Annotated in this window: 11 protein-coding genes; 6 read left to right on the top strand and 5 right to left on the bottom strand. The window is 39.9% G+C overall.

Annotated features, from left to right (window positions below):
* Nucleotides 1-42: 42 nt before the first annotated feature.
* The 6 genes from JWQ34_RS10730 to JWQ34_RS10755 all read left to right on the top strand — a co-directional run bounded on the left by JWQ34_RS10730 (nt 43) and on the right by JWQ34_RS10755 (nt 3,965).
* On the top strand, nt 43-414 hold the full coding sequence (locus JWQ34_RS10730) for a hypothetical protein (RefSeq protein WP_299357253.1): 372 nt from the start codon (nt 43-45) through the stop codon (nt 412-414).
* A gap of 134 nt (nt 415-548) precedes the next feature.
* Complete coding sequence (locus tag JWQ34_RS10735; protein WP_299357254.1) at nt 549-911, top strand: hypothetical protein; 363 nt, start codon at nt 549-551, stop codon at nt 909-911.
* Between the two features lie 76 nt (nt 912-987).
* Nucleotides 988-2,121, top strand: coding sequence for an 8-amino-7-oxononanoate synthase (locus tag JWQ34_RS10740; RefSeq protein ID WP_299357255.1), 1,134 nt, complete (start codon nt 988-990; stop codon nt 2,119-2,121).
* Complete coding sequence (bioD, locus tag JWQ34_RS10745) at nt 2,111-2,716, top strand: dethiobiotin synthase (RefSeq protein ID WP_299357256.1); 606 nt, start codon at nt 2,111-2,113, stop codon at nt 2,714-2,716. The genes JWQ34_RS10740 and bioD overlap by 11 nt, the downstream gene beginning before the upstream one ends.
* A 15-nt stretch (nt 2,717-2,731) precedes the next feature.
* Nucleotides 2,732-3,631 carry a 3-hydroxybutyryl-CoA dehydrogenase gene (locus JWQ34_RS10750; RefSeq protein ID WP_299357257.1) on the top strand — a complete coding sequence of 300 codons (900 nt, stop codon included), beginning with the start codon at nt 2,732-2,734 and terminating at the stop codon, nt 3,629-3,631.
* 43 nt (nt 3,632-3,674) lie between these two features.
* Nucleotides 3,675-3,965, top strand: a complete 291-nt coding sequence (locus JWQ34_RS10755) for a hypothetical protein (RefSeq protein WP_299357258.1) — start codon at nt 3,675-3,677, stop codon at nt 3,963-3,965.
* Nucleotides 3,966-4,001: 36 nt separating this feature from the next.
* Here JWQ34_RS10755 and JWQ34_RS10760 read toward each other — a convergent pair whose 3' ends face one another.
* From JWQ34_RS10760 to JWQ34_RS10780, 5 genes are all read right to left on the bottom strand, one after another.
* Nucleotides 4,002-7,148 carry a DPP IV N-terminal domain-containing protein gene (locus JWQ34_RS10760; protein WP_299357259.1) on the bottom strand — a complete coding sequence of 1,049 codons (3,147 nt, stop codon included), beginning with the start codon at nt 7,146-7,148 and terminating at the stop codon, nt 4,002-4,004.
* Between the two features lie 48 nt (nt 7,149-7,196).
* Nucleotides 7,197-9,503 (bottom strand): transglycosylase domain-containing protein, encoded by a 2,307-nt coding sequence (locus tag JWQ34_RS10765; protein ID WP_299357260.1) that lies wholly within the window; start codon nt 9,501-9,503, stop codon nt 7,197-7,199.
* Between the two features lie 109 nt (nt 9,504-9,612).
* Nucleotides 9,613-9,960, bottom strand: a complete 348-nt coding sequence (locus JWQ34_RS10770) for a TfoX/Sxy family protein (RefSeq protein WP_299357261.1) — start codon at nt 9,958-9,960, stop codon at nt 9,613-9,615.
* Nucleotide 9,961: 1 nt separating this feature from the next.
* Nucleotides 9,962-12,511 carry a GH92 family glycosyl hydrolase gene (locus JWQ34_RS10775; protein WP_299357262.1) on the bottom strand — a complete coding sequence of 850 codons (2,550 nt, stop codon included), beginning with the start codon at nt 12,509-12,511 and terminating at the stop codon, nt 9,962-9,964.
* 66 nt (nt 12,512-12,577) lie between these two features.
* Nucleotides 12,578-13,354, bottom strand: coding sequence for an amidohydrolase (locus tag JWQ34_RS10780; protein ID WP_299357263.1), 777 nt, complete (start codon nt 13,352-13,354; stop codon nt 12,578-12,580).
* Nucleotides 13,355-13,372: the final 18 nt, after the last annotated feature.

Consider the following 13,372-nt stretch of genomic DNA (forward strand, 5'->3'; position numbering starts at 1 on the left):
TCTATCTTTATCAAAACACCAAACATTAAATCGAGAAAGAAAATGAAAAAGTTATTATTAATGTGTGCTTTCGTAGTAGGCGTAAGTGCAGTTAGCTTCGCCCAAAATGGCGGCGGTGGCGGTAGAAACAGAACCCCTGAACAAATGACAGCCAGGCTGAAAGATTCGTTATCGTTAAACGCTGATCAGGTTACAAAAGCGACTGCGATTTTTACCGCACAAGCAAAATCACAGGACAGTTTAAGAACAGCTAATGCAGGTGGCGACAGAGCGGCAATGCGCCCGGCGCAAACTGCTTTAAGAAAAGTTACAAACGACAAGATCTTGGCTATTTTAACGCCAGATCAGGCTGCAATTTACAAAAAACAGTTAGCTGCTCAAGCTGCAAGGCAACAACAAAGGCAAGGAAATTAATATTAGAATAAAAAAAGCGGCCATGAGTCGCTTTTTTTTATTAGTGTTTAATTAAGCAACAATTAAGTTACACCTTGCATATTCAAGCTTAACATTATATCTTTATAATACACCAAACAATAAACTAAGACAAAATGAAAAAGTTATTATTAGTATGCGCCTTTGTAATTGGCGTTAGCGCAGTAAGTTTCGCTCAAGGTGGCGGAAGAAGAACACCGAAAGAACAAGTAGAACAATTAAAAACTCAAATAACAGATCTTAATGATGACCAGGTTGCAAAACTTACTGTTATTTATACAGAGACTGCAAAAAAACGAGATAGCTTAAGAACTGCCGCCAATGGCGATATGAGCGCAATGATGGGTGGTATGATGAAAATGCAACCCGCAGTTGATACAAAGATCAAAGCTGTTTTAACTGCTGATCAGGCTAAAGCTTATCAAAAAATAGCTGACGAGCGTGCTGCCCAAATGAAAGAACGCATGAAAGGCAACTAATTTTAAATTAGATCATAATAAAGAAAGCCCCGGTTTTATCGGGGCTTTCTTTATTTTAGCTGAAAATTTATTTAAATTGATATCCACAGAAAACTATATAAAAAACAGGCTTGCCGAAAGGCAACAGGCAGGAAGTTACCGCACTTTGAAGCCAGAAAACAGCTTGATAGATTTTTGCTCGAACGATTACCTGGGCTTTTCGCGTTCGGCTCTATTAAAAAAACTTATTAGTGAGGAAATAAATAGTCGGGGCAATTTAAATGGTTCAACAGGTTCAAGGTTAATATCGGGTAATCTGGCTTATACAGAAGCATTAGAGCAGGAAATAGCCACTCTATTTAAAAGCGAGGCCGGACTATTATTTAACTCTGGTTACGATGCCAATCTGGGTTTATTATCTTCACTACCTCAACGTGGCGATACTATTATAACAGATGAATTGATACACGCCTCGGTTATAGATGGCGCCAGATTAAGTAATGCCAACCGATACACATTTAAACACAATAACCTTGCCGGTTTAGAAACGAAATTACAACACGCTAAAGGCACTTGTTATGTGGTTATAGAAAGCGTTTACTCTATGGATGGAGATACTTCTCCCATTGCAGAAATATTAGCGATAACCGAACAATACGGCGCCAATTTAATTATTGACGAGGCACATGCGGTTGGTTTGCACCATACCGGTATAGTTACCCAATTGGGATTACAGGACCGTGTATTTGCCCGTACAGTTACATTTGGCAAAGCGTTAGGCTGTCACGGTGCTATTATATTAGGGAGCAAATTATTGCGGCAATATCTCATTAATTTTGCCCGGTCATTTATATATACTACTGCGGCTCCGTTTCACCAGTTGGCAAGTATAAAAATGGCTTGCGGCTTGTTATCGCAATCGACCGCAGAAATACAGCAACTAAATCAAAACATCAGCTTGTTTAAACAACAAGTAAAATTATCGCCAAATAATCATTATGCTTTAATTAATAGCGATAGCGCTATACAATGTGTACTGTTAAAAAGCAATGAGAAAGCTACCGAAATAGCCACATATCTGCAAAAAAAAGGATTTGATGTGCGCGCCATATTAAGCCCTACAGTACCGTTAGGTAGCGAACGAATAAGAATATGCCTGCATGCCTATAATACGGCTAATGAAGTTGGTTTACTTGCTGATGAAATTAATAAGCTGACTAATGACAAATAAACCTTTATTTATAACCGGCATTGGCACAGGCATTGGTAAAACCATCGTATCGGCCATTTTAGTTGAAAGCCTGCAGGCCGATTACTGGAAACCCATACAGTCGGGCGATTTAAATAACAGCGATACTTTAAAAGTAAGGAGCCTTGTATCAAACACTAAATCTGTTTTTCATCCGGAAGCTTATCGTTTAACTCAGCCTTATTCCCCGCATAAATCTGCAGATTTGGATGGGATTGTTATCGACCCAAAAAACATAATAACTCCGTATACTAACAACCTGTTAATTATTGAAGGAGCTGGTGGTTTAATGGTGCCGTTGAACAATGATTTTTTAATGATCGATCTGATACAACAGCTCAATGCCAATGTTATATTGGTTGTAAAACATTACCTGGGAAGCATTAACCATACCTTGTTATCAATAGACGCGTTGCGCAACAGGAATATAGCCATAAAAGCTATTATTTTTAATGGCGATAGAGATGAATATTCAGAAGATATTATCAATAAGTATGCACCATGCCAAGCGCTATATATTGCCGAAATGCATGAGGTTACCCCGGAAAATATATCGCGCCAAAAGATAAATTTGTAAAAGAGATTATTCAGGATGAAAAAAATTGCAGTAATAGGTTCAGGAACTATGGGTAACGGCATTGCACATACCTTCGCCCAAAATGGCTTTGATGTGGCTTTGATTGATATAAAAACCGATGTATTACAACGCGCCCTGCAAACTATCACCACTAACCTTGATAAACAAATAAAAAAAGGGACGATTGATGAGCAATTAAAAACTGATACGTTAACCCGAATCAAAACTTATACTGATCTGGCTAATGGTGTTAAAGATGCCGACCTGGTAGTTGAAGCTGCTACCGAGAACCGTGATACCAAGCTAAACCTGTTTAAACAGTTAAGCGATATTTGCAAACCCTATACTATACTTGCTTCAAATACATCATCCATATCAATAACAGAGATAGCATCAACAACTAAAAACCCCGGCAATGTAATTGGTATGCATTTCATGAACCCGGTACCCTTAATGAAACTGGTCGAGGTAATAAAAGGCAAACAAACTACCGATAAGGTAACTGAAGTTATAATGAAATTATCCCGACAATTGGATAAAATACCCGTTGAGGTTAATGACGCACCTGGTTTTGTAGCTAACCGAATTTTAATGCCGATGATAAATGAAGCTATTTATACACTGCACGAAGGCGTATCAGGTGTAGAAGAGATAGATACGGTAATGAAACTGGGCATGGCGCATCCAATGGGCCCGTTACAACTGGCCGATTTTATAGGGCTTGATGTTTGTTTGGCTATAATTAACGTATTGCTATTAGGTTTTAACAGTGATAAATATGCGCCTTGTCCACTGCTGGTTAATATGGTTGCAGCACAAAACCTGGGTGTAAAAACCGGTAGCGGATTTTATAAATATACGCCCGAAAGCAAAGACCTGATAGTTGCTGATAGGTTTAAAAAAGCAAAAAATTAAACTTTTCGCGTAATCATTTGTCAATAAAATAAAACGTTGACCTATGAAAACGATAGCAAAAATCGGGATATTATTAGCCCTAACCGGCAGTTTACTAACATCATGTACAGGCGAGTACTATGTTGCCTCGCATCCCGAAGAACCTTACTATGTGCGCCCTGCATCACCTTACGCCAATGCGGTTTGGATAGATGGCGAATGGGTATGGCGCGATGGACGATACGCTTACATTGGCGGCCACTGGGATAGGCCACGCAACGGTCGTGTATGGATGAGAGGTAATTGGCTATCAAGCTCGCGTGGTTATATCTGGCACAGGGGGTATTGGAGATAAGAAGCAACATCCCTTACCCTTGGTGGGGGATGTTACTTACCAGCCCGGTGTAAAGCCTAAACCAAATACGGGTTTGTTAACATCATTACGGTTAAACGGTACAGCGAAGTAAGGCTCTAAAACAAAATAGCCAAACACATTTACGCGCAATGATATACCCGTACTTAATGCAGGAACACGCTGGTTGGTGTTATAAATACCGTTACCATTTGCGTCTGTACCAATTTTATCAGGCGCGTTTTGAAACTTTACCTGGTTACCCTGGCTCCATGCTAAACCCGCGTCAAAAAAGAAGTTAAGCTCTGAAAAGAAGAATTTAGATTTTATTGTTGATAGTTTTTCGGGCCCTGTAAAAGGTAAGCGAACTTCGAAATTAGCTACTGCTGTACGGGTACCTGTTAATTGGTCAATTGTGAATCCATTACTTGGTTTGCCGTTACCATTATAAAAAGTTTGCGCCTCATAGCCTCTTATCAGGAACGGGTATCCTACATATAAAGGATATAAACCGTTTGAATTACCAAAGCGGCCGTAACCGTATAAACGTACGGCAAACGTTACCGGGTCTACCCGTACATATTTCCTTAGGTCAACTGTTGGTGCAAAGAATTTGTAAGTGCCGAAATCATATTCGCCTTCAATACGGTAACGGAAACCATTGAGAGGAGATGCTACTCCAAAAAATGAGTTGTCGCCTACCAATGAAGTATTGACCTGGTAAACTGTAAACGGGGTTAATTTGGTACCGTTATTTAATGGGTCTGAATTATAATCTGAATTGGATATGTGTTTTTTTGAATAATCAATTACGTTGCCTAATGTATCGTATAACGTACTATAACGATCAACTCTATAATAATATTTAGATGCGCCGCCGCCAAATTCTACACGTGTAGATTTGGAAATAGGATAGGAGGTAAACAATGATGCCTGATCCTGGAAAATGCGGATAATATCATAACGTTCATCGGTAACAGGTATAGTTTTACTTCCGACTGTATGATTTGTTGCAACCACATTATAGGTTGCAAACTGATAAGGTATATGTGATATGCCACCACCAAAATTCCATCGGCCTTGTTGGTTAATGTAAACAACCTGTCCGCCAAAATCATATATCTCCCCATTGATAGCCGCGCCTGCATAAATTTGGTTACGCCCCAAAATATCACTAAACACTCCCTGAACGCCGCTTGCCAAACCCGTACCAAAAGAACTTACCGAAGCGCCAATACCGCTGCTGGCTAAATAGTCCAATTTAAATTGGGGTTTATAAGGTATGTCTTTAATAGAATCAGTTGGGATTTTCTGGTAGGCAAGATAATTTTTAAGATTAGAGTTTATCAGGTCTACACCAACCGCGCGTGCAGGAGGGAGCATTGCCGCATTGAAATTTATCTCTGTGCCACCAACTGTTTTAACCGTAAAATCAGAAACTTTAGCATTGTAAAGCGAATATTTTTGAGAACGATAGTAAGAGTAAACAATATCATCATTGGCTGAGATACTTAATGCTGGCGAAAACTCTGTTATACCGCATATACCGGTAAACAGATCAGTCATTTGCTCAATTTTTCCGTTGTTTAACGTGTAACGATACATATTGCGGAAACCATCGCGATTTGACAAAAAGTATATCTGTGAACCGTCTGATGAATATTGAGGGTTTAAATTATTTGCTCCATTAAAAAGGGGTATGTCCGTGGTTGTGCCGGTAGCCAGATTATATTCAGCCAGGTTAAAGGTAATATCTTGCGATGTGGTGCGATCATACGTAGCCCTATCGGTCGAAAAAACGATCTTTTTACCATCCCTTGAAAAACTGGGCTGGTAATCAGAGTATTTATCATTGGTTAGCTGTGTAACCTTTTTGGTTTGGAAGTTATATAAGTAAAGATCTCCTTGTCCTTCTGATAATCCCTGGAACACTATTTCATCGCCATTAGGCGACCACGAGAGGTTACTAAATTGCTCGGCTTTGCCCATAGAAATATCCTGCAAGATCTTCCCGCTCGGCACTTCAACAACCAGCATACGGTTTCGACCTTTGCTAAAAACGCTGAAGGCAAATTTCTTACCATCCGGCGACCACGTACCGGCAGATTCGATAAAGTTAAACTCGTCAATATGTGTGTTTGATACTTTGCTGGTCAGTTTCTTTATGACGACTCCGGTTTTTGCATCAGCAAGAAAGAGATCAATTGTAAATAAGTTCTTTTCTGATAAAAATGCAAGGTACTTGCCATCAGGGCTTATGGCTGGTGCCACATTCATTTTCCCTGCGTTTTTATCATTTACAATTAACTGACCTACAGGTTTTTGTATGGTGTCTTTTAAATAAGGCCTATAGGTATTTTCTATCGATGTTTTCCAAAGCTGCGATAGTGTTTTATCATCATACCCAAAAGTACGCCTTACGCCATAAGCCAAGCCATAACGTGCGGTGTTTTTAAAGAAAGGCGTAATAATGGTATCACCATAAGTTGACCCTATAAAGCTCCAAAAGGCCTCGCCATAGCGGTAAGGGAAGTATTTATTGCTTTCGGTAAGATCTTTTACCGTTGGGATATCATGATTTAAATAGGCATCACGCATCCACATGGCGGTGTAGGAATCTCGTTTGCCTAACGAAAGATATTCGGCCATACCTTCGATCATCCAAAGAGGCAGATTGTTAATATTTTCGTAAGAGTTGTCTTCTTTACCCAGTAATATATGATATTGAAAAGCATGCACCAACTCATGGCCGATAACATGCCTTGTCATTTCATTATTCTCCATAACCGGCATAACTACCCGGTTTTTTAAACCTTCGGTGATACCACCGGTTCCAACTTCTATATCGCCATCAATAGCGGTAGTTTGTTGGAAATCAGGGTGATTAGCATATAGAATTATTGGATTAGCTTTTCTAAAAGTATCCCTGAAAACCTGCTGGTGTAAAGTATACCACAATTCGCTTTCCTGGGCAAATCGTTTGATCATACTATCGTTTTTTAAGTAATAGTATATCTCGAAATGTGGTGTTTTATAAACCTTGAATTTTAGATTTTTATACCGCACCTTATTTTGCCCAAAATATTGCGCACGCGCCGCAGGGCTAAATAACAGCAGGCCAATAAAACAGATCAAAATGAATGAATATTTTTTTGCTCTATTTATATAGGGGTAATTTTTATCCATAAGGTTCAAATATCAGCGCTAATTTAATAAATCCCTGTTAATAATACGTTAAGGATTAGTGCCAGGTTGTTTCTCGTCTGGAGGAAATCCGTTTAAAGTATCTAAAGGCATATTCAAACTGTCAGTTGCAGTAGTGTCTGTTGATATTCTTGGCGAAGGGCAGTCATAGCTTTTGGTGATCTTTGTCCATGGTTTAGGGAATGGGCCATAGCTATACCCCGAGTTAGGATCGGCATAAACCCGCTCCATAAAGCTGCCAAAAATAGGCAGCGCGGTGTGCGATCCTTCACCACTTTCTGATGAATTAAAGTGTACGCTTCTATCATCGGCACCAACCCAAATACCTGTAACCAGGTCCTTGGTAATACCCATGTACCAGCCATCGACATAATCAGATGATGTGCCTGTTTTGCCGCCTATCTGGTTGTTTTTTTTCCATAGGCCGTTGTACTCCCATAGTGCTTGCGAGGTACCGCCCGGTTCTTCCATACCACCTCTAAACATATATAGCATTAACCAGGCAACTTCTTCGCTTATAGCTCTTTCTGTTTTTAAGGCAAATTCCTGTAAGGTGTTTCCATCATGATCGGTTATCTTGGTAACTAACAATGGATCTATTTTTTGACCCTTATTAAGGAATGTACTATAAGCGCGCACCATTTCATAAACCGATACATCATTTGATCCCAACGAAACAGACGGGACCGCCTTTAACGGACTTTCGATACCGCATTTATGCGCGTACTCAACTATCTTATCCCAACCCACTTTTTCAGTCACCTGCGCGGTAATAGAGTTTACCGATTTGCCCATAGCCCAGCGTAATGACATTTCCTGGTAGCTAAATTTAAAGTCGGCATTATTAGGAGCCCAAACTTGTTCTTTACCACCATCGGTATACTTAATAGATACAGGCTGATCTGTAAATTTATCGCAAGGTGTGAAGCCGTTATCCAAAGCGGTTAAATAAGCAAATGGCTTAAAGGTTGAACCAGCTTGCCTTTTTGATTGGTTAACGTGGTCGTAATTAAAGTATTTATGATTGATGCCGCCCACCCAAACTTTAATTTTACCGGATGATGGTTCGATGGTCATCATACCGGTATTTAAAATTCGGGTATAGTATTTAATAGAATCAACACTCGAAAACGTGGTGTCTTTTTCGCCTTTCCAGGTAAAGACCTTCATCCTTTTAGGTTTTTCAAAGTATTGTTTTATCTGGATAGTATCGCCATGATATTTTGCAGATAACAGCTTGTAAATAGGCAGGTGCTGCTCGGCTTTTTGCAGGAAATCTACTATCTCCTTACCTTTCGAGTCGCGCCATGGGTTTTTAGTGCCCCATATATTATCAAAGCGCTTTTGCAGCATCTTCATTTTTTCTGCTACAGCTTCTTCGGCATATTGTTGCAGGCGGGAATCTATTGTAGTATAGATCTTTAAACCATCTTCATACAGATCATAATCATTATCCTTACACCATTTTTTAAGCCAGCGTTCTACCGCTTCGCGGATGTACGAATCGCCATGCGAATCGTTTTCTACATAACTTAAATTTAAGCCTATAGGCATTTTGGTATAAGTGCTATAATCAGCCTGACTTAAAAAACCATATTTTTCCATTTGGCCCAATACCGTATTTCTACGCTCGATTGCTCGGTCAGGATTATTAATAGGATTATAGGTTGATGTTGCCTTCAACATGCCTATCAGCGTTGCAGCTTCGGCAGGGGTAACGGCATCAGGTGTTTTATCAAAGAATTTTAGGGTGGCGGTTTTAATACCAAATGAGTTATTACCAAATGGAACAGTATTTAAGTAAAGTGTTAATATCTCTTGCTTATTATAAACATGCTCAATTTTATAAGCGGTTAACCATTCTTTACATTTAGAAACCAGCGTGCGCACAAGCGGGATATGCCTTAACAATCCCTGAGATTTTCTTTTACGAGTTGAGTACAAGTTCTTGGCTAACTGCTGGGTAATGGTACTACCGCCGCGTTTATCGCCTTTGGCGGTTGAAAGTATGCTGGTAAAAAACGAATAAAAATCAACGCCACCATGCTTGTAAAAACGCACATCTTCAGTAGCTACTAACGCGTTTACTATGCTGGGTGAGATCTCTTTATATTCAACCGGCGAGCGGTTTTCGTGATAATATTCGCCGATCAATTTGCCATCAGCAGTGTATACTTGCGAGCCTACCGACATGATTGGACTTTTAATGTCCTGCATATCAGGCGTGTAGCCAAACAGCCAAAGGAAATTTAATTCAACGGCACAGAAAAATATGATTATAGCGTAGATGAATATGACGAAGTATCTCAGGTATTGGTTTTTTATACGTCTGAACATGCGGTAAAGATGTAAAATTATGGCTCAAAATCATAGCCGGTTTATAATTATGTAACAACGCAAATTTAACAGTTAAATTTTAGGGGAGGAAGTATGTAGACGCAAAGTATTACATCTCTACTTGTTTGGTTGCTTTTGCAAATTTATTAAATGCTAAGGCCTTGTTTATCCAACTGTCAAATTCTTTTTTTGTTTTCATGGCGTCCTGGCTTACAAATACAAAATCTTTCAACGCCTTACCGTTGCGGATCATTCCGCGGACACCGTTTAACTCCAATGCTTCTTTATATTCAGGGCCAATGCGGCAAAGCATTTCATCGGCACTGGCGCAAACACACATTTTGCCATTTACCATAAAGCAAATACCCCGAAACATTTTCTTTTCTTCCACATCAGCCAAACCTAGTTCGGCTAAAGCCTCTCTTATTTTATCTGCAAGTTCTTCGTTATAAGCCATATTAAAATTGTGCTGTGGTTATTAAACTTAATTTGCCGTTTTTAACAGCAATGGCCCTTATCGTCATTTTTGGTGACGCAGGTATAGGTTTAGTATACAAAGTGGATAATGTAGTAGGAGCAGACCCATCCGTAGTATAATAAAAAGTATCAGGCTCTATATCATTACTCCTGATCTCGGCCAGTGCCGGCGGAGCAAACGTTTTTAAAGTAACAATAACTGGATTTGGTACTATCAGGTTATCTGGAATGGCCGAGATTGATTTCTCCAGGTCCTGCATAAACATCTTGTTAGGCAGGCGACCTGTATAAATTTCAAACTCACCGCCATTGGCAATATCATTATAGTTGATATAGAGTTTATTGTAGGCTTTCTTATCCAGGTTCATTCCCTGTAAATAGATATTGTTACGCGCTATTGAGGAACCTGAATTTAGGATAGTGAATTTCTTGCCATTCTCCAGGTTAATAACCGCTTTTTCAAATTGTGGTAAGCCTATCTGAAACTGCTGCTGACCCGGCGCGATATTATAAATCCCTAAGGAACTCATTACATACCAGGCTGACATTTGGCCGCAATCGTCATTGCCCGATAAGCCGTCTGGTTTGTTACTATACTGTTCGCTCAAAATCTTATTAATAAAGAATTGTGTTTTGTCTGCATCATCTGTAAAGTTGAACAAGTAAGCCATGTGATGGCTTGGCTCGTTGCCGTGCGCATATTGACCTATCAGCCCGGTTATGTCTGATGTTTCTTTGCCTGTTAGCGGTGCGTTGGTAGTAAAAAGCTCATCCAACCTTGCCGCAAATTGAGTTTTGCCCCCCATACGGTTCATTAAACCACTAACATCCTGCGGCACCAGGAAGGTATATTGCCAGGCATTACCTTCTACATAATTATCATTAACATCGGTAGGGTTAAATGGCATAAACCAGTTGCCCTTAACCTGAGCCTGCATAAAGCCATTTTCTTTATTATGTACGTTTTTCCAGTACTGCGCACGTTTAATGTATTCTGCGTAATCAACAGGCTTGTTCAGCATTTTAGCCATCTGGGCAATGCACCAGTCATCATAAGCATATTCTAAAGTTTTTGATACTGACTCTTTATCGTCATCAGCCAAAACCAACCCGTGTGTTCTGTATGAACGTAAACCAAACTGATCACGGTTTACCGATGCCTTCATAGCATCCAGCGCTTTTTCAGCATTGAAATCTCTTATCCCTTTTGCATAGGCATCAACAATAACAGGTATAGAATGATTACCTATCATGCAGTAGGTTTCATTTGATGCGAGCGACCATATCGGCAATAGTCCCTGTTGGTCATAGATGGCCATGAAGCTTTTTATAAAATCCAGCGTACGCTTTCTATCTATTAAAGTAAGCAGCGGATGCTCGGCCCTGAAAGTATCCCATAAAGAAAATACAGTGTAATAATTAAAGCCTTCTGCTATATGGATCTTTTGATCCATGCCTCGGTATTGACCATCTATATCACTATAGATATTTGGTGATAGCATGCTGTGATATAACGCTGTATAAAATATAGTGCGTTTTACTTTCCCATAGTCAATCTGCGCAACTTTTTTACCTGGAGGGCGGCCGTAGCCATAAACTAGTGCTTCTGCTGATTGTTGCTGTTCTTGTTGTAACGGAGGTGCGCCGCCTTCAACTTCTATCTTCGACAGGGCATTTATCCAGGCTGTCTTTGCTTGTTTCTGAACTCTTTTAAAATCGAAATCAGGTATTTCAGTGTTCAGGTTCTTTAATGCGCCTTCCACGCTTACAGCCGATATCCCCACTTTTGATATTACTTCGCCTGGATTATTAAATTGGATATACAGTTTAATGTTCTTACCCTCAGCTTTTTTTAAACCGTTTTGCAATTTATCATTAACCGCTATGCCATAAGTTTTAAATGATTTTGAAAATTTGGCATAGAAGTACACATGCTGATCATTTGCCCAGCTTCTTGATTCACGATAACCACGGATCTCATGGTCGTTAATAATCTCGATCCACGAACTTAAAACCTGGTCGCGGTGTTGCAGATCAATAATAATATTTGCCCGTTGTGTTGATGGGTAATTATAACGATGCATGCCTGCCCGGGTTGTAGCGGTTAACTCTACGCCAATATTATATTTATCCAACTGACTTTTATAATAACCCGGCGATGCCGATTCGTTTTTCTTTTTAAAAGGCGAGCTATAATCGGTGTTTTTAAACTGGGGATCGCCGGTAGTAGGCATAAACAGGATATCGCAATAATCGGCAATGCCCGTGCCACTTAAATGGGTATGTGAAAAACCGTAAACAACCGTATCTGTATAATGATAGCCCGAGCAGCCGTCCCACCCCTCTAAACGGGTATCGGGGCTAAGCTGTACCATACCAAAAGGCACAACTGCCCCAGGGTAGGTGTGGCCGTGGCCTCCCGTACCAATAAACGGATCAACATAAGGCGTATAATCTTTTTTCTTTTGTGCCGATGCCGACAAGCTTAAAGCTGTTGCAGCCAAAAGTAAAATACGAGAAATCTTTACCACTTTACGCAAATATTAATTTAACCCGCAAATTAATAAAGTTAACAGATTTATAAGTAACCGAAGTAGTTAAATAAGGTTAAAATCATCCGCATCCTTTAAAAAAGGTAAAAGGCGGCGTGTTTTAATAACTTCGTCTGCTATGATAGAAAAGGTGTATACATCTTCCTCATCGCGTTTATAATAAACCACGTTACCATTTGGATCTATACAGGTCGAATCGCCCGAATGATAAACCTCATTACCATCATGCCCGACACGGTTAACGCCTATAACATAGGTTTGATTTTCGACAGCTCGTGCAGGTATTAACGTGCGCCAGTGTAAAGCCCGGCGCTCGGGCCAGTTGGCTACAATTAACAACAGATCATAAGCCTCGTCAACATTACGCATCCATACCGGGAAGCGAAGATCATAACATATCATTGGGCAAATTTTCCACCCTTTTAATTCAACAATCAGTTTTTTCGTTCCCGCAGTATAGGTATGATCTTCTTTGCCTAAAGCAAACAAATGGCGTTTATCGTAATAATTACACTTGCCGTCAGGCAGCATCCATATTAGCCGGTTGTAGTATTTTTCCTTTTCTTGTATAATCAAGCTGCCCGTTACTACACATTCATATTTCTGGGCTATTTTATGCATCCATTGCATAGTTTTGCCACCCATTGGTTCAGCAAGTTCTTTGGCATTCATGGTGAAACCGGTATTAAACATTTCGGGCAGAATGATCAAATTGGTTTTCTCTCGTATTCCCGATAGTCGTAATCCTATGTTTTGCAGGTTCTGGTCTATTTTCTCCCAAAACAAATATCCTTGAAACACAGTGATCTTTAAGTTTTCCATAGCAGTTGGGTTCGGCTT

This window comes from Mucilaginibacter sp. (assembly GCF_028288185.1).
In the GTDB taxonomy this organism is placed as follows: domain Bacteria; phylum Bacteroidota; class Bacteroidia; order Sphingobacteriales; family Sphingobacteriaceae; genus Mucilaginibacter.